This is a genomic window from Dactylosporangium sp. NBC_01737, from assembly GCF_035963215.1.
Classification (GTDB): domain Bacteria; phylum Actinomycetota; class Actinomycetes; order Mycobacteriales; family Micromonosporaceae; genus Dactylosporangium.
This window is the reverse complement of sequence record NZ_CP109153.1, coordinates 5,501,696-5,518,044: the sequence shown is the minus strand read 5'-3', so window position 1 is coordinate 5,518,044 and position 16,349 is coordinate 5,501,696. Positions and strand designations below refer to the sequence as shown.

Below are 16,349 nucleotides of genomic sequence, written 5' to 3'. Positions count from 1 at the left end.
ACGCCTGAGTCCGCCGCAGCCCGGCCATCCACTTCGATACGGCCCCTAAGCGCCGGGGCGGACCAGGCCGCACTCGTAGGAGAAGATCACGGCCTGGACCCGGTCCCGCAGGCCGAGCTTGGTCAGGATGCGGCTGACGTGGCCCTTCACGGTCCCCTCGGTGAGGAACAGCCGGCCGGCGATCTCGGCGTTGGACAGGCCCCGGGCGATGAGCTCGAGCACCTCGCGTTCCCGCTCGGTGAGGACGCGCAGCTCGGCCTCCGTCCGGGGCAGCGGGTCGCCGGACGTGCCGATGTGCCGTTCGATCAGCCGCCGGGTGACCGGTGGCGCCACGATGGCCTCGCCCCTGGCCACCACCCGGATCGCGGAGAGCAGGTCGGCGGCGAGGGTGTCCTTGAGCAGGAACCCGCTGGCGCCGGCCCGCAGCGCCGTGTACACGTACTCGTCCAGGTCGAACGTGGTGAGGATCAGGATGCGGGGCCCGTCCGGCCGCGACGCGCGGATGCGCCGGGTGGCCTCCAGGCCGTCGACCCCGGGCATCCGGATGTCCATCAGCACGACGTCGGGGGCCGTCGCCGCCGCCAGGGCGGTGGCCTCGGCGCCGTCGCCGGCCTCCCCGACGACCGCCATGTCCTCGGCGTTCTCGAGGATCATCCGCAGTCCGGCGCGCAGCAGCGCCTGATCGTCGGCGAGCAGGACCCGGATCATCCGGTCCCCGCCGGGTCGAGGGGGATGCGGGCCCGCACGCGATAGCCGCCGTCCGGCCCGGGGCCCGCGGTGACCTCGCCGCCCAGCAGCGCCGCGCGTTCCCGCATGCCCCGCAGGCCGCTGCCGGTCCCGCCGCCGGCAGGTGTACCGGTGCCGTCGTCGCCGGCGTCGAGCCGCAGCTCGGCACTGCCGTAGGACACCACCACCGTGGCGCGGGCCCCCGGCCCGGCGTGCTTCATGGTGTTGGTCAGCGCCTCCTGGACGATCCGGTACGCCGACACGTCCACACCGGTCGGCAGCGGCCGCGGCGACCCGTCGACACGCAGGTCGACCGGGGTCCCCGCCCGCCGGACCTGCTCGACGAGGCCGGGCAGGTCCACCAGGCCCGGCACCGGCTGCGCGGGGCCGTCGCGCAGCACGTGCCGCATCTCGGCCAGGGACGCGCGGCCGGTCGCCACGATGGTGTCCAGCGCGGCGAGGGTGTCGGCGGGCCGCTTGGCGAACGCCGCCGTGCCGCCCTGCGCCTGCATCACGATGACGGCCAGGCCGTGTGCCACCACGTCGTGCAGCTCGCGGGTGATCCTGGCCCGTTCCTCGGCGCCGGCGAGGGCGGCCTGCTCCCGGGCCCTGGACAGCAGCTCGCCGAGGTAGGCGCGGCGGCTGTGCACGCCCCACCCGATGGCCCAGGCGACGACCAGCATGGAGCCGAGGACCGGCAGCCCGCCCCAGTCCGTCGGCCCGAACGTGGGTTCCCCGGCCGGCGGCGGCGCGTCCTGCGGGCCGCGTTCCCGTGCGGTGTCCATGGCCGACCGGTCCAGCCAGCCGTCGGCGCGGCCGTCCAGGGCCACGTACGCCGACCACGCCGTCACCACGGCCAGCGCGGCGCCGAGCAGCGCGAGCGACACCGCGCGCCGCCACTGCACGGCGACCGTGTACATCGCGACCGGCACGGCCAGGTCCGCGGGCACCGGCGTCTCGGCGAGCGCCATCTGAGCCACGGCAGCCAGCGACGCCGCGGCGAGCGACGGCACCGGCCACCGGCGGCGCACCGCGACGGCCGCGACGCAGATCCCGATCAGGAACCATCGGGACGCCGGCGGACCGCCGAGGCCGCCGGCCGTGGTGCCGTTGCCCACCCACGAGCCGATCAGCAGCAGGGCGGCGAGGCCGGCATCCTGGAGGCCCGGCCGGCGCAGTACCGCGGGAATGCTCATACCGGCCTCACCTTAGGGCGCGGTGGCACCGCCGGAGAACCCGTCGGAGGTCAGGGGTCCCGCCATGACCACAGGCAGGTGCGCGACCGTTGCCGCAACGCGCAGCCTGTGCCGTATGACAAGACGATGGATCGTGCTGCTGGCCGCGCTGGCGCTGGTGCTGGTGGCCGGGGCCGTCGCCCTGCGGTTCAGCGCCGTCAAGGGCCTGGAGTGGACGCGGGTCGTGCCGGCGGGTGACTGCCGGTGCGCCGACGGCAGCGAGTTCGCCTTCTGGGAACGGCGGGCCGACCCGGCCAAAGTCGTGCTCTTCCTCAACGGCGGCGGCGTCTGCTGGGACGCGACCAGCTGCGCCTTCACCGGCGAGCACGGCGAGAGCGACTTCTACGACTGGAGCTCCCGGGGCGTGGAGCCCGAGAACCGCAGCGGGATGTTCGACGTGACCCGAAGCGACAACCCGTTCGCGGAGTACTCCTACCTCTACGTCAGCTCGTGCACCGGTGACGCGCACCTGGGCAACGCCTCCCAGGCGTACACGCCGCAACTGACGGTCGAGCACCGCGGCTACGTCAACGGCACCGCGGCCCTGGACCACCTGGCCCGGCACTATCCCGGCGCCACCGAGGTCGTGGTCGTCGGCAAGACCGCCGGGTCGGTGGCCGCGCCCATCTACGGCGGCCTCGTCGCCGACCGGCTGCCCGGGGCGAGGGTCACGGTGTTCGGCGCCCAGTCCGGCGCCTGGCCGGACCACCCCGACTTCAACGCCGGGGTCCTCGACGCGCGGTGGGGCGCCTACAAGGCGGTGCCCGCCTGGGCGGTCGACGAGCTGGCCGTGCGCGACTGGGGCGTCCCCCGGTTCTGGTCCCAGGCCGGCCGGCACGATCCGCAGCTGGTGCTGGGCCGGTTCGACTTCGCCGACGACCCGCACGCCGCGTCGGAGCTGGCCCGGTGGACGAGCGGGAGCACCCTCGACGTGATCACCGCCAACGAGGCGGCGATCGAGGCCGCCGGGGTGCGCCTGCACAGCTACACCGCACCCGGCGACGACCACGGGCTCTTCGAGTTCGGCAAGTTCTACACGATCAAGGTTCGAGGTGTACGGCTGGTCACGTGGCTCGGCGCACTGATCGGCGACGCACCACCCGGCGACGTCGGACCCTAGCGGCCGGTGCGGCGGGACGTGGTGCGGCGGCGGGTGGTGGCGGCCTTCGCCTTGCGCTTGGCCTTGCGCCGCGGGACCACGGCCTGCCAGCGCCGCAGGCGCAGGATCTTCTCGTAGCGTTCGACGAGCCGCTCCCGCTGCCGCTTCGTGCAGCCGAGCTGCTCGGGTTCGAGGCGGGCGATCCGGTCGGCGATGACGGCGGCTGCCGCGTATCGCGCCCACGTCGGCTTCTGCCGCGCGAGGCGCCGGGCGTGCGCGGCGATGACGTAGCGGGCCGGCGGGTAGTCGGCGAGGGTCATGCCCTGCCCGGAGCCGTCGGCCATGGCCCGCAGCAGCGCCGCGGCGTGGTCGACCAGTTCGTCGTCGGCGTCCTCGGCGATGATCGCGGCGTGCAGGTGCGCGGCGGTCGCGACGGCACCGGCGGTGACCGCGTCGAGGTCGTCGCCGGCGCAGGCGTGCCGCAGCAGCCAGTCCCGTACCTCGGGCAGGACCGCGACGCTGCACAATGCCTCGATCGCGTGCACCCGGCCCCAGCCGGTGGTCCGCGCGGCGAGCCACAGCAGCGCCTCGATGCCGGCGTCGCCGCGGTGCCGCAGCGACTCGACCGCGAGGGCGCCGAACTCGGCGGACAGCAGCCCGATCGTGCGGATGAGCTCGATGTCCTTGTCGGAGGCGGTCGCCTCGGTGCCGAGCAGCGCCAGCCCGACGGCGACCTCGCGCCGGTCGACGCCGTGCCGCACCAGCCACCGGCCGGTCCGGCGGACCCGTTTGCGGCCCGCCCTCAGCGCCGCGGCGGCGACGTGCTCGTTGTCGTGGACCGGCACGTACACCGCGTCGAACGCGCCGACGAGCGCCCTGGGCGCGGCGGCCGGCTCGGCGAAGTGCGCGTCGAGGATCGCGGCGACGTCCGCCCCGACCCGCCGTGCGTCGCGCCCGATGCCGGTGCGCGGGCGCTGATCGTCGGGGTACGGCTCGCCACCGGCGGGCAGCGGGTCGTCCTTGCCCTGGCGGTGCAGCAGCACCGCGTGGTCGTGCAGCCGTTCACGGATCATGGCCTGAGATGGTGTCACACCGCAGGTCACATGACGAGACGCAGTTTTCTGGCGGCGACGCCGATCGTGACGCGCTGCCCCCAGGACAGCTCGAGGCGGTCGGCCTCCAGGCCGTCGGCGAACACGACGAGCCCTTCGCCCTCGCTCGCCAGCTCCAGGGTCTCGGTGCCGTCGAGGCGGCCACTGGTCAGCGTGACACCCGTCGCGGGCGACGGCCACGCCTCCCGCACGAACCAGGTCAGGGCCGGCTCGCCGGGTGCGGGGCTGGCGGGGGCGTCGGCGCGCTGCCGGGCGATCGAGGAGCACCAGCCGGTCGCACCGGTCCCGGTGCCGGCGACGACCCCGGACGACGAGTGCCGCTCCCGCGCACCGTCCGATGTGGACAGTGTGTAGCGGGCCGACTGGTGCGTGACGTGCCCGAAGTAGATCTCGTTGAGGCCGAGCAGCTCCTGGCCGTCGTCGAGGGCGGCCGACACCATCGTGCGGTCCTGGACGGTCAGGCCGGGCAGGTCACGCAACAGGCGCCGCAGTGCCCCGGGCGGATGGCGTACGAGCACGCCCGGGTTGCGTTCAGGTGCCGGGTTGACGCCGATGACCGGCTGCCCGTCGAGGTACTTGGCGACGTTCGCGACGAGGCCGTCCTGCCCGACGGCGACGACGACGTCCTCGGGCGCGAACAGGAACCGGGACAGGTCGGCCCGGTCGAGGTGGCCGCGGCGCCAGTCGGCGGGCACGGCCGCGCCGGCGGCGGCGAGCGCTGCCTGCTGGGCGGCGTGCCGGGCCGCGACCTCGTCGAGGTCTCGGCCCCGCTGGCGCAGGAAGTACGCGGCGGCGGCGCGGGTGCCGTGGCGGGCGAGCAGTTCGTCGAGCTCGCTGCGCCGCGACACCAGCACCACCCTGGGCGCGAGGGTGCTCACGACGGCCCTGCCCACGTGTTCATGTGGTGCACTCCCTTCCACGTCTCGTTCAGCAACGCATCCAACGGGTTCGGCCGGGCGGTTCAGCCGGGTGGGATCGCCCGGCGGCGGACGTGGCGGCGGTGCCGGATCCGCAGGACCCGGTGGACCGCGGACCAGCGGCGGGCCATGACGGTCCGTCGCGACGCCGCGCTCACGACCGCCCGCCGAGCCGGTTGACCAGGCCGGTCAGCACGTCCGGGGTGACCGTCAGCTGGCCGATCTCGGGCAGGTTGCCGGCGAGCTCGCGCAGCGCCAGGGCCTGCAGGACGCCGGGCGGCAGGTCCCGGTACGCGGCCAGGCGCGCGGTCTCCGCCTCGGCCTCGGCGAGCCCGACGGCGCGGACCCCCTCGGCGCGGGCCTCGGTGCGGGCCCGGTCGGCGTCGGCCTCGGCGGCCGCGGTCAACCGGGCACGCTCCGCGTCGGCGAGCGCCGTGACCTTGGACCGCTCCGCGGCCGCGGTCGCCGCGACCTGCTCCCGCTCGGCGACGGCCTGGGCCGCCACCAGGGCCGCGGCCGCGTCGACCTCGGCCTTGCGGCGGGCGTTGGCGCCGTGCTGCTCCACCAGCTGCTGCTCCCGGCGGGCCAGCTCGATCTTGCTCTGCAGCTCGTTCTCCGCGATGGCGCGCTCCTGCTCGACGGCGCGGGCACGGCGCGCATACGTGGCCCGGTCCGCCTCCTGCTGCACCGCCTCCCGGGTCGGGGTCTGCAGTGCCCGTTCCAGGTCCGGCTCGGGGCGGATCGCGACGACGCGGGCGCTGACGACGCTGACGCCGGTGTCGGTGAGGCGCGGGTCGCCGCCGAGCGCCTCGGCGACGGCCTCACGGACGGGGGCGATCCCCGAGGTCAGCGCGTCGGTGAGGGTCAGCCGGGCCAGCAGGTCCAGGGCCGGCTGCTGGGCGAGCTCGGCGAGGAGGGTGGCCACCTGGTCCAGGGGCTGGCCGCGCCACGAGCCGGCCTCCGGGTCGACGGAGAAGTCGAGGCGGGACGCGGCGACGTCGGGGGCGCTGATCCGGTAGGTGACCGTCGCCTGCACCGTGACGTCGGCGAAGTCGGCGGTCCGGGCGTGGAACAGCAGCGGCAGCTCCCGGTCGTCGACCGGCACCTCGGACAGCACGGCGGTCAGCGGCCGGTAGTAGAACGACTGGCCGATGCCCTCGTGCCGCACCTTGCCCCTGACGTGGTGGCGGACCCAGGAGGTCGGCGCACCACGCAGGTGCCGCAGGAAGAAGCGGGTTGTCACGTCGGCCATGGCGGCCCTCCCAGGTAAGTTATCGTCGTACTGACGATATAAGTCGTCACCGTTTCTCGTCAATGTGGTGATAAATACATGTCGTTCGCCGTGACCGTCGACCTGGTGATGCTGACGATCCGCGACAGCGCACTGAGCGCGCTGCTGATCCGCCGGGCGATCCCGCCGTACCAGGGCGGCAGCGCGCTGCCCGGCGGCTTCGTGCTGCCGGAGGAGGACCTCGACGACGCCGCCGAACGCGAGCTGGTGGAGGAGACGGGCCTGCACGGCGCCGGCCACCTCGAGCAGCTCGGCAGCTACGGCGCACCGGCCCGCGACCCACGCGGCCGGGTCGTCACGATCGCCTACCTCGCGCTGGTCCCGGACGCGCCGTCACCACGCGCCGGCAGCGACGCCGCCGCGGCCGACTGGGTCCCGGTCGCCGCCCTGCCACCCCTGGCCTTCGACCACGGCCGCATCCTCGCCGACGGCATCGAGCGCGCCCGAGCCAAACTGGAGTACACCCCGCTCGCCGCGGCCTTCTGCCCGCCCGAGTTCACGATCGCCGAGCTGCGCGGCGTCTACGAGGCCGTCTGGGCCACCCGCCTCGACCCGCGAAACTTCCACCGCAAGGTGACCTCCACCGACGGCTTCGTCGAGCCGACCGGCCGCACCACCGCCGGCGACCGCGGCCGCCCGGCGCAACTCTTCGCCCGCGGCACCGCCACCGTGCTGTACCCACCCCTGCTCCGCAAGGGCCAGGGCCTCTCCTGAGCGCGTTCTGCAACGAGCGAGGCCAGCAGGCCGGCACCTTGGCCGCTCAGGCGGCCGTGGATCCCCGGGTCAGGCGGAGGCGCGCAGGATCAGCTCCGGGTTGAAGATGACGGAGCGCGGGGAGCGGCTGGGTTCGCGGATGCGGGTGAGCAGCAGCTGGGCCATCTCCCCCGCCATCTCCTCGACCGGCTGGCGGACGGTGCTCAGCGGCGGGTGGCACTCCAGGGCGGCGGTGCTGTCGTCGAAGCCGATGACGGCGACGTCGTCGGGGACGCGGCGGCCGGACTCCTGGATGACGCGCAGGGCGCCGTCGGCCATGAGGTCGTTGGCGACGAAGACGCCGTCGATCTCGGGGTGGGCGGCGAGCAGGGTGCGGGCCGCGCGTTCGCCGCCGCCGCGGGTGAAGTCGCCCTCGACGTAGGGCACCTCGGTCTGGCCGTGGGCGGCGACGGCGGCGCGGAAGCCGGCGAGGCGGTCCTGGGCGGCCGGCATGTCCAGCGGGCCGGTGATGGTGGCGATGCAGCGGCGCCCCAGGGCGGCCAGGCGGTCGACGGCCATGCGGACGCCGGCGCGCTGGTCGACGTCGACGTAGCTGGTGTGCACCGGGCGGCCGGGGCGGCAGGACAGCACGCACGGGACGCCGAGGTCGACGAGCTGGCCGGGCAGCGGGTCGTCGACGTGGCTGGAGATGAGCAGGGCGCCGTCCACGTGGCCCTGCCGCAGGTACCGCATGACGTGCTCGCGGGCGGGCGGGTCGGCGAGGAAGATGACCAGGTGGATGCCGAGCGGGCGCAGGACCTCCTGCGCGCCGGCGGTGACGCGGCCCAGGTAGGGGTCGGTGAACGTGCGGGTGAGGAACGGCGTCTCGTAGCCGCGGTTCTCCGGCTCGGACACGACCAGGGCGATCGAGTCGGTGCGGCGGGTGACCAGGGACCGGGCGGCGAGGTTGGGCACGTAGCCCGTCGCGGCGATCGCCCGCTCGACGGTGCGCCGCAGCTCGGGGTCGACGGTCTGCACCCCGTTGATCACCCTGGAGACCGTGGCACGGGACACCCCGGCGTAGTTGGCGACCTGTTCCAGGGTGGGTGGTCGCGTGTCGCTGCCCGTCATGAGTCTCACGGTAGATCGTGCCCCCGCGCGGTGAGAAAAGGGAGCCGTGGATGGACGGCAACTGAGGCACGTCCATCCACGGCCGGTTCCTAGGTGGATACGGTGGTCATGCGGTCCCGTTGGCGCCGCACTTGACCTTCAGGCGGATGCAGTACGCGACCCGGCGGTCCATCTCGGCCTGCGGCCAGGCGTTGAAGAAGTCGCCGTGCATGGTGAACCCGGCACCCGAGCTGAGCCGGATGCGTGAGGGGTCACCGTTCACCGGGTACCGCAGCACCTGCCGCAACTTCGGCACCGCGACGGGGTGCGTGGCGGGGCAGGCGCCGTTGACCGGGTAGGCCATGTGGCTCTTGTGGTCGGCCGAGTCCAGGTCACGCCCGTTCCAGCACTGCGGGAAGTCCAGGTAGGACTCCAGCATCGAGTCGGCCGGGCAGTTGATGAAGTCCTTCCCCGCGCCGGACTCGTTGTGGTGCAGGCAGGACCAGCGGGAGATGGTGGTCGCGTCGGGTGCGGTCGCCTTGGCGTTGCCGGCGACGATGCGCAGCCCGAAGGGCAGCGACTGGGTGTTCTCGCGAACGGCGTCGTTGACCCCTTCACCGAGGTAGTAGAACGTGGTGATCACCGGCTCCTTGGCCACCCCGTCCTGGTACAGGGTGGGCACCCAGTACGAGGACTTGTCAACGGCCGGGTTGCAGTTGCTGGGGCCGTTGGCGAGGTCGGTCACCGTCGAGTTGCCGTTCGTGACGGTGCTGCCGAAGAAGCTGTGCATGTGCGACGCGCCGGGCAGGCCGGGGAAGACGATCGGGTCGTCCGGCAGCCGGTGGCTGAACGGGCAGTCGGCGAGGAACTCCGCGACCCGGACCGCGCCCGGCGGGATGGTGGTCGGGTTGGTGGTGGGAGTGGACCCACCGGTACCGAACACCTGGAACTCCCACAGCGACACGCCGTACTGCGTGGCCCGGCGGGTGGTGTTGAGCTTCACGTAGCGGCCTGAGCCGGACACGTTCAGCGTCTGCACCCCGCCGGTGCCGTTGACGGTGGTGTTGATCGTCGTCCACGTGCTGCCGTTGGCCGACGTCTGGATGGTGAAGTCGCGGGCGTACGCGGCCTCCCAGTTCAGCACCACCCTGGTGATCGTGGCGGACGCGCCCAGGTCGACCTGCAGCCACTGCGGGTCACTGAACGCGCTGGACCACCGGGTGCCGCCGTTGCCGTCGACCGCGTTCGCGGCCGCGGATCCGCCGTTCTCGGCCGAGGACGCCGTGACCGGCTTCCCCTGCGAGATCGGAAGCTCTGCCGCGTCCGCGGACCCGAGGGCCCGCGTCGCGACGTACGTGCCGATCAGCGCCGTGAGCGCCAGCCCGATCAGGCTCTTCCTGATCAGGCCCCTCCCCAGGACCGTACTCATTTGTAAACCCTCACGTAGTCGACGTACATCCGGGACGGGAACGGTGTGGTCGCGTCGATCGGGCCGGGGAAGTCTCCACCGACCGCGAGGTTGAGGATCAGGTAGAACTGGTGGTCGTAGACCCACGGGCCACGGGTCGTCTCGACGGTGTCCTTGTTGGCGACCAGGATGATCTGGTTGTCGACGCGGAACGTCATGTGCTTGCTGTCCCACTCGGTCGAGTAGACGTGGTAGTCCAGCGACAGGTCGACCGTGGTGATCTTCTGGCCGTAGCCGCCACCGCCGTTGTAGGCCGGCGCGTGCAGCGTCGAGTAGATTTCGCTGGTGTTCCTGCCGAGGATCTCCATGATGTCGATCTCGCCGTTGTACGGCCAGGGCCGGCCCTGCAGGAAGTCGGTGCCCATCATCCAGAAGGCGGGCCAGAGGCCGTTGCCCTTCGGGACCTTGATGCGGGCCTCGACGCGGCCGTACTGGGTGGAGAACTTGTTGCTGGTGTTGATCCGGCCGGAGGTGTAGTCGCGGCCGCCGAGGGTCTGCTTGCGGGCCTCGATGACCAGCGAGCCGCCGGAGACGGACGTGTTCTCCAGGTTGGTGTAGTACTGGATCTCACCGTTCTGGCCGGTGCCGGGGTCGATCGTCCACTTGGACGTGTCGACGTTGGTGCCGGTGTTGAACTCGTCGGCCCACACCAGGTTGGTCGCCGGGAACACCGGGTCGGCCGGGAACGCCGGCGGCTGGACCGGCGCGCCGCCGGTGCCGAAGACCTTGAACTCCCACAGCGAGTAGCCGTAGCCGTTGGACCGGGCGGTGCCGTACATCCGCACGTACCGGCCGGTGCCGTTGACCGTCAGCGTCTCGCGGAAACCCTTGCCGGTCGTGGTGGTGTAGATCGGCGTCCAGTTGTTCGCGTCGGCCGAGGTCTGGATCTGGTAGGCCACGGCGTACGCCGGGTCCCACTGCAGCACGACCTGCTTGATCTGCGCGGTCGCGCCGAGGTCGACGTAGATCCAGCCCGGGTCGACCCAGCCGCCGGTCGGGTTCGTCGCCCAGCGGCTTGCCGGGTCGTTGTCGAACGCCTTGTCCGGCGTGCACGGGTTGCAGTTGGTGTCGTTCTGCGAGGTCGACGCGAACGCCGGCTTCTTGTACGACAGCAGCACGTTGCTGCCGGGCTGGCTCGGGCTGGTGCTCGGCTGGCTCGGGCTGCTGCTCGGGCTGCTCGGCGTGTCACTGGTGGTCGCCGGCACGCCCTGCACACGGACCTGGAACTCCCACAGCGAGTAGCCCCACTGGGTGGCCCGGGCGGTGCCGTTCATCCGCACGTACCGGCCGGTGCCGGTGACCGTGAGCGTCTGCACGCCGCCGGTCGAGCCGGTGGCGGTGTGGATCGTGGTCCACGTGGTGCCGTTGGTGGACACCTGGATCGTGTAGGCCGTCGCGTATGCGGCCTCCCAGTTCAGCGTCACGCCGCAGACGACCTGGGTGGAGCCGAGGTCGACCTGGACCCACTGCGGGTCACTGGCGGCGCTGGACCAGCGGGTGCCGTTGTTGCCGTCGAAGGCGGACGACGCGGGGGTGCCGGCGTTCTCCGTCGAGGAGGCGCTGTAGGTCTTGCCGAGCGCGGCGTTGGCGGTGCCGCACGTGCCGGGCGTGGTGTCGCCACCGAAGACCTGGAACTCCCACAGCGAGACGCCGTACTGCGTGGCCCGCGCGGTGGTGTTGACCCGCACGTAGCGTCCGGAGCCGCTGACGGGCAGGCTCTGGTTGCCACCGGTGCCGGTGGTCGTGGTGTAGACGTTGGTCCAGGTGGTCCCGTTGGCGGAGGTCTGGATCTGGTACGCCGTCGCGTAGGCCGCTTCCCAGTTCAGCGCTACGCGGGTGATGGTCTGCGTGGAGCCGAGGTCGACCTGGATCCACTGGGGGTCGCTGTACGCGCTGGACCACCGGGTCCCGGCGTTGCCGTCGGTGGCGCTGGCGGCGGGGGTGCCGACATTCTCGATCGAGGACGCGGTGGTGGGCCTGCCCTGCGACAGCAGGGTCTCCGCGGCGTCGGCGCGGGTCACGACCACGACGATGTAGGTACACAGCATCGCCGCCACCGCGGTGGCGATGGCACCGGCGCGCAGCGCACGCCGGCCGGTCGTAAATCGTGAGAGACGTCGATGGCCGGGGGCGGGTGCCGACCAAGGCATAGGGAGCTCCATTCATGTCGCTCGGGTGACCAGTGTGTTGCGAGGGGATGAGAGAGCGCTCTCTCATCCGGTCACTGTGAACCTTTGCTCGAATCGTGTCAATGCTTCGGGCCGAATGGGAGAGCGCTCTCCAAACATCGACTACCAGCAGCTCACGGCCGATGAACGTTCTGTCGCACAGTGACGAAGCCTGATGCGATGGCTGCGGGAGCGCTCTCCCCAGGTCAGCGCGCGGGTCCCCCGTGTTACGGGCGGCGCATGATCCAGACCGGCAGTTCGTCACCGACGGTGAGATGTTCCAGCACGTCGAAGCCGACGCTGCGGTACACCTCGACGTTGCCGGGGTTGGAGGTCTCCAGCAGCGCCGGCAGCCCGTCCTCGGCGGCCCGCCGCAGACCCGGCGCCATCGTGGCGCGGGCCAGGCGCCGGCCGCGGCGCTCCGGGTGGCACGCGAGGACCCCCAGGTACCAGCGCGGGTACCGGGGCATCACGGCGCCGACGGCGTGCTCGTACACGGCGAACCGCCCGGTCGGCCGGTGGCTCGACGGTGGCGCGCCCGGCCCGTCCCACATCGCGACGGCCGCTCCCCCGTCGGCGACCCAGACGGTGCCGCGCCCGACCCTGGCGTCGAACAGCCCGCCGGCGATCACCTCCGCGTCGCCCGGATAGGTCTCGTCGTCGGGGCAGAAGAACCGGAACGCGGGGTCGGCGGCGAACGCGGCGACGACGGTGGCGACCGCCGCGGCGCGGTGCGCGGGGGTCGCCACTTCGATGACTGGCTCGGGAAGGGGTGTGGTCACGACCAGGTCATACCACGCAGGATCTCCTCGAACGCGGATTTTTCGATGGCTCCGCCGGTCACCTCCAGCGTGAAGCGCACGCGTTCGTCGGCGGACCACCAGCCGGCCGCCGGGCCGTCGGACCGGTCGTACACGTCGATCCGGCGACCGTCGACCATCAGCGTGTGATCGGGCGGCGACAGCCTGCCGTCGGGCTCCGGCTCCCAGCGCATCGGCGCTATCCGCAGCTGCGGACCTCCGGCCCGGGTGAAGCCGAGGGCGAGGACGGCGGCGCCGGAGCTGAGCCAGACCGGTGGCAGCTCGCTCCAGCCGCCGGTCCGGCTCAGCTCCGGCAGGTCCGCGTCGGAGAAGACGAGCTGCTGGCCCTGCGGGCTCCGCGCGTCCCGCAGGAACCGGGTGCCGACCGACTGCGGCAGCTCGAACGTCCGCGCCGCCACCTGCGTGTCGTCGGCGCAGCCGGTGTACGCGCCGTCGAGGAGGATCGTGACCCGGTCGTCGGAGAAGTCCAGGTCGTCGCGGGCGGGGTCCCGCTCGACGCACTTGCCGACCAGCGGCGCCGCGTACACGGTGATCCTCGTGCCGGTCCGGTCGATCCGCGCGGCCGTCCACGGCACGCCCGGCGCCGCCGACGCGACCGCGGACGCGGCCGGCTCCGGGCCCTCGACCGCCGGGCCCGGTCGCGCGACGACGAACCCGGCGACGACCAGCAGGGCGGCGACCGCACCGGCACCCCAGCCCGCGGCGCGACGCCGGCGGATCCGGCGGCGGATGGCGGCGTGCGGCGGCAGCAGCAGCGCCGGCGGCACCTCCGCGACGGCGCGCTCGAAGAGATCGGTGACCTGTGTGCCGTCGCTCATCGACCCGCTCCTTCGCTCAGCAGTGCCCGCAGGTGCGGGTCGTGGCGCAGCGCCACGAGGGCCCGCGCCGTGTGCGACTTGACCGTGCCGAGCCGCACGCCCAGGGCCCGCGCGGTCTCGGCCTCGGTGAAGTCGCCGTGGAAGCGCAGCATCAGCACCGCCCGCTGCTGCCGCGGCAGCCGGGAGAGCGCGGCGGCGAGCAGGTGACGCAGCTCGACGCCGTCGAACTCGTCGGGGACCGGCGGCGGCTCCGGGAGCTCCCCGGTCGGCAGCTCACCCCGCCACCTGCGCCGCCACCAGCTCAGATACGTGCTGGCCAGCATCGCGCGCAGGTATGCGTCCGGGGCGCCGTCCCTGATCCGCGGCCAGCGCCCGTACGCGCGGGCCAGCACCGTCTGGACCAGGTCCTCGGCCCGGTGCCAGTCGCGTGTGAGCAGCCACGCTGAGCGCAGCAGCCGCGGCCAGGCCGCGCTGACGTACGTCTCGAAGTCCTCCACCGGTCACCCTCCCGGGCGGTCAACGACGCCGGCCCGGGAAATGGTTGTCACCGGTGCCTTGCCGCCTCGACCTGGCGCAGGTACGCCGCGATGGCGTCGCGGTTGCGGGCCAGGCACGCGATCCGCGCGTCCATCTTGTCGCGCTCGGCCTCCAGCAGCCCGACGAGCTCGTCGCTGGCGTCGGTGACCGTGATCGTGCACGGGTTGTCGGTGCACGGCAGCACCTCCCGGATCACCCGGGTCGGCAGCCCCGCGTCCAGCAGCCCGCGGATCTGCTCCACCCGGTCGACGAGCCGTTCGGCGTAGTCGCGGTACCCGTTCGCCAGGCGCACCGGCGTGAGCAGCCCCTGCTCCTCGTAGTAGCGCAGCAGGCGGGTCGGGATGCCCGTCCTGCGGGACAACTCACCTATGCGCATGCTCACTCCTCCTTGACGTTCACACCAGTGTGAACCTCCGAGGATCCGGGCATGCCGCTGCTCCTGCTGTCCCTCGCCCAGTTCCTCCTGGCCCTGGACTACTCGATCGTCTACGTGGCGCTGCCCGGCATGTCCAGGGACCTCGACCTGGACCTGCCGGCCGCGCAGTGGGTGGTGAGCGCGTACGCGGTGCCCTTCGCCGGCTTCCTGCTCGTCGGCGGCCGGCTCGCCGACCGGGTCGGCGCCGGCCGCCTGTTCGTCGCCGCGACCGTCGCGTTCGGCGTGGCGAGCGTCGGCGGCGGCCTCGCCTCGTCCGGCGGGGTGCTGCTCGCCGCCCGGTTCGCGCAGGGCCTCGCCGCCGCGCTGCTCCAGCCGGCGATCCTCGGCCTGCTCGGCACGATGTTCCCCGCCCGCTCCCGCGCCCTGTCCGTCTGGGGCGCGGTCGGCGCGTCCGGCCTCGCCGCGGGCGTCGTCCTCGGCGGCGTCCTCACCCGCGTCTCGTGGCGCTGGACGTTCTTCGTCAACGTGCCCGTGACCCTGCTGTGCGCCGCGGGCGGCCTCATCTGGCTGCGCGCCGCGGCAGCGGGCGGCGCCCGCGTCCCGCTGCCGGGTGCGCTGCTCGGCACCGGCGCGGCCCTCGGCGCGGTGCTCGGCCTCACCCTCGCCGGCACCGCCGGCTGGACCTCCCCCGCGACCGTCGCGACCCTTGCCGTCTCCGCGCTGCTGGCCACCGGCTTCGTCGCGCACGAGGCCCGAAGCGGTGCACCGTTGATCGAGCCGTCGCTGCGCCGGATCCGCAGCCTCCGCGTGGGCGTGGCGGCCACGGCGCTGTACATGGCCAGCGTCGGCTCCGAGTTCTACGTGGTGACCCTGCTCCTGCAGACCGGACGCGGCTACCCGCCGCTGCGGGCCGGCCTGGCGTTCCTGCCCCTCGCCGCGCTCGTGACCCTGGGCAGCGCGGTCACCGGCCGGGCGGTACGCCGCTTCGGCACCCCCGCGGTCCTCTCGGCCGGCTTCACCCTCGCGGCGCTCGGCCTGGGCTGGCTGGCCCTGGCCGGCGACGCCTCCTACGCCGCCGGGCTGCTACCGGGCCTGCTCGTCAGCGGCTTCGCCCACGGCATGATCTACACGGCCATGTTCCTGCTCGGCGGCCGCGACGTCCCTGCCGCGCACCAGTCCTCGGCCGGCGCGGTGCTGACGACGTCGCAGTACCTGTCCGGCGCGGTCACGGTCGCCCTGCTGACGCTGATCCTCGGCGGCGGCGGCTCGTTCGGGCCCGCGTTCGCGTTGACCGCGGTGGCCGCGCTCACCGGCGCCGTTCTGGCCGCCCGCGAGGCCGTCGCTGTGCCTGTGTCGCGTTTCTCGTGATCTCCGATCCGCTGCTCGCCTTCGTGTTGCGGTCCGCGTGCGTGATCGTCATCCCCGTAATAGAAAATCCATCACGGCTGCGGCCTTCGTGGTTCCGCACAGCCTCCGGCGGCGCGAACGGTAGCGCGGTCACCGTCCGTGCCGTAGTCGCGGTAATCCCAAGCCAGGTCCGAACTCACATGATCCAGCGCCGTCGAGCGCATCATTCGGTGCTACAACACCGCCGCTGGTCAAAAAACGAAGACCATCGATCACTAGACCGGGGAGTACCAGCACTCAGACTGCGATCTTCCGTCCCGGCCCATGATCGAAGGACGGCCGTGGTCGTCCGGACGACCACCGGAATCCTTCGATCATGACGCGGATCGGGCTGGATCTTGGCGCGCACCTCGGGCGCGCCGCGATTTGGGTGATTTGCGATGGTTTTTGATGCCAGCGACGGTGTGGCACCACCGAATGACGACCTCGACGGCGCTGGATCATGTGAGCGCGGACCTGGCTTGGCATCACCTCGACACGGCACGGACGGCAACCGCGCTACCCGTCCGCGCCGCCGCAGGCTGCGCGAAACCACCGAGCCCCGAGGACTGACACCAGGAACCACTCCAAG

The 16,349-nt window shown here is 72.9% G+C and carries 15 protein-coding genes; 3 read left to right on the top strand and 12 right to left on the bottom strand.

Features of this window, described 5'->3' with window-relative positions; translation table 11 throughout:
- Positions 1–45: 45 nt before the first annotated feature.
- Positions 46–708: a response regulator gene (locus tag OHA72_RS24810; protein WP_327010179.1), complete on the bottom strand. Its 663-nt coding sequence runs from the start codon at positions 706–708 to the stop codon at positions 46–48.
- Positions 705–1,922, bottom strand: a complete 1,218-nt coding sequence (locus OHA72_RS24805) for a sensor histidine kinase (protein WP_327010178.1) — start codon at positions 1,920–1,922, stop codon at positions 705–707. Before OHA72_RS24805 ends, OHA72_RS24810 begins: the two co-directional genes overlap by 4 nt.
- Before the next feature lie 115 nt (positions 1,923–2,037).
- On the opposite strand from OHA72_RS24805, the gene OHA72_RS24800 reads away from it, so the two are divergent.
- Positions 2,038–3,081, top strand: a complete 1,044-nt coding sequence (locus OHA72_RS24800) for a pectin acetylesterase-family hydrolase (protein ID WP_327010177.1) — start codon at positions 2,038–2,040, stop codon at positions 3,079–3,081.
- Here OHA72_RS24800 and OHA72_RS24795 read toward each other — a convergent pair.
- The 3 genes from OHA72_RS24795 to OHA72_RS24785 form a co-directional block, all read right to left on the bottom strand.
- Positions 3,078–4,133, bottom strand: a complete 1,056-nt coding sequence (locus OHA72_RS24795; protein WP_327010176.1) for a hypothetical protein — start codon at positions 4,131–4,133, stop codon at positions 3,078–3,080. The genes OHA72_RS24800 and OHA72_RS24795 overlap by 4 nt on opposite strands.
- A gap of 26 nt (positions 4,134–4,159) precedes the next feature.
- A complete protein-coding gene (locus OHA72_RS24790) occupies positions 4,160–5,050 on the bottom strand; it encodes a diacylglycerol kinase catalytic domain-containing protein (RefSeq protein ID WP_327010175.1) in 891 nt (296 codons plus the stop codon).
- A 193-nt stretch (positions 5,051–5,243) separates the two neighbouring features.
- Positions 5,244–6,341 (bottom strand): SPFH domain-containing protein, encoded by a 1,098-nt coding sequence (locus OHA72_RS24785; RefSeq protein ID WP_327010174.1) that lies wholly within the window; start codon positions 6,339–6,341, stop codon positions 5,244–5,246.
- Positions 6,342–6,419: 78 nt separating this feature from the next.
- On the opposite strand from OHA72_RS24785, the gene OHA72_RS24780 reads away from it, so the two are divergent.
- Entirely contained in the window at positions 6,420–7,094 is a 675-nt protein-coding gene (locus OHA72_RS24780; protein ID WP_327010173.1) for an NUDIX hydrolase, read from the top strand.
- A 69-nt stretch (positions 7,095–7,163) separates the two neighbouring features.
- On the opposite strand, the gene OHA72_RS24775 is transcribed toward OHA72_RS24780, so the two are convergent.
- The 7 genes from OHA72_RS24775 to OHA72_RS24745 form a co-directional block, all read right to left on the bottom strand.
- The gene (locus OHA72_RS24775) at positions 7,164–8,204 is read right to left on the bottom strand and encodes a LacI family DNA-binding transcriptional regulator (RefSeq protein ID WP_327010172.1); all 1,041 of its coding nucleotides are present in this window, start codon (positions 8,202–8,204) and stop codon (positions 7,164–7,166) included.
- Positions 8,205–8,310: 106 nt separating this feature from the next.
- Entirely contained in the window at positions 8,311–9,612 is a 1,302-nt protein-coding gene (locus OHA72_RS24770) for a DUF1996 domain-containing protein (RefSeq protein WP_327010171.1), read from the bottom strand.
- Positions 9,609–11,699 (bottom strand): discoidin domain-containing protein, encoded by a 2,091-nt coding sequence (locus tag OHA72_RS24765; protein ID WP_327010170.1) that lies wholly within the window; start codon positions 11,697–11,699, stop codon positions 9,609–9,611. Before OHA72_RS24765 ends, OHA72_RS24770 begins: the two co-directional genes overlap by 4 nt.
- A 347-nt stretch (positions 11,700–12,046) precedes the next feature.
- Positions 12,047–12,601: a GNAT family N-acetyltransferase gene (locus OHA72_RS24760; protein WP_327010169.1), complete on the bottom strand. Its 555-nt coding sequence runs from the start codon at positions 12,599–12,601 to the stop codon at positions 12,047–12,049.
- Entirely contained in the window at positions 12,598–13,458 is an 861-nt protein-coding gene (locus OHA72_RS24755) for a hypothetical protein (RefSeq protein ID WP_327010168.1), read from the bottom strand. The genes OHA72_RS24760 and OHA72_RS24755 overlap by 4 nt, the downstream gene beginning before the upstream one ends.
- Positions 13,455–13,955 (bottom strand): SigE family RNA polymerase sigma factor, encoded by a 501-nt coding sequence (locus tag OHA72_RS24750; protein ID WP_327010167.1) that lies wholly within the window; start codon positions 13,953–13,955, stop codon positions 13,455–13,457. The genes OHA72_RS24755 and OHA72_RS24750 overlap by 4 nt, the downstream gene beginning before the upstream one ends.
- Positions 13,956–14,002: 47 nt before the next feature.
- Positions 14,003–14,371: a MerR family transcriptional regulator gene (locus OHA72_RS24745; protein ID WP_327010166.1), complete on the bottom strand. Its 369-nt coding sequence runs from the start codon at positions 14,369–14,371 to the stop codon at positions 14,003–14,005.
- A gap of 51 nt (positions 14,372–14,422) precedes the next feature.
- Here OHA72_RS24745 and OHA72_RS24740 point away from each other — a divergent pair, with 51 nt between their 5' ends.
- The gene (locus OHA72_RS24740) at positions 14,423–15,739 is read left to right on the top strand and encodes an MFS transporter (RefSeq protein ID WP_327010165.1); all 1,317 of its coding nucleotides are present in this window, start codon (positions 14,423–14,425) and stop codon (positions 15,737–15,739) included.
- The last annotated feature ends 610 nt before the right edge of the window (positions 15,740–16,349 follow it).

What these genes read in the sequence shown, in the direction of transcription:
- OHA72_RS24780 (WP_327010173.1), top strand. Translation starts at nt 6,420, where the DNA reads ATGTCGTTCGCCGTGACCGTCGACCTGGTGATGCTGACGATCCGCGAC.
- OHA72_RS24810 (WP_327010179.1), bottom strand. Translation starts at nt 708, where the DNA reads ATGATCCGGGTCCTGCTCGCCGACGATCAGGCGCTGCTGCGCGCCGGA.
- OHA72_RS24770 (WP_327010171.1), bottom strand. Translation starts at nt 9,612, where the DNA reads ATGAGTACGGTCCTGGGGAGGGGCCTGATCAGGAAGAGCCTGATCGGG.
- OHA72_RS24775 (WP_327010172.1), bottom strand. Translation starts at nt 8,204, where the DNA reads ATGACGGGCAGCGACACGCGACCACCCACCCTGGAACAGGTCGCCAAC.
- OHA72_RS24740 (WP_327010165.1), top strand. Translation starts at nt 14,423, where the DNA reads ATGCCGCTGCTCCTGCTGTCCCTCGCCCAGTTCCTCCTGGCCCTGGAC.
- OHA72_RS24755 (WP_327010168.1), bottom strand. Translation starts at nt 13,458, where the DNA reads ATGAGCGACGGCACACAGGTCACCGATCTCTTCGAGCGCGCCGTCGCG.
- OHA72_RS24805 (WP_327010178.1), bottom strand. Translation starts at nt 1,922, where the DNA reads ATGAGCATTCCCGCGGTACTGCGCCGGCCGGGCCTCCAGGATGCCGGC.
- OHA72_RS24745 (WP_327010166.1), bottom strand. Translation starts at nt 14,371, where the DNA reads ATGCGCATAGGTGAGTTGTCCCGCAGGACGGGCATCCCGACCCGCCTG.
- OHA72_RS24795 (WP_327010176.1), bottom strand. Translation starts at nt 4,133, where the DNA reads ATGATCCGTGAACGGCTGCACGACCACGCGGTGCTGCTGCACCGCCAG.
- OHA72_RS24785 (WP_327010174.1), bottom strand. Translation starts at nt 6,341, where the DNA reads ATGGCCGACGTGACAACCCGCTTCTTCCTGCGGCACCTGCGTGGTGCG.
- OHA72_RS24800 (WP_327010177.1), top strand. Translation starts at nt 2,038, where the DNA reads ATGACAAGACGATGGATCGTGCTGCTGGCCGCGCTGGCGCTGGTGCTG.
- OHA72_RS24765 (WP_327010170.1), bottom strand. Translation starts at nt 11,699, where the DNA reads ATGCTGTGTACCTACATCGTCGTGGTCGTGACCCGCGCCGACGCCGCG.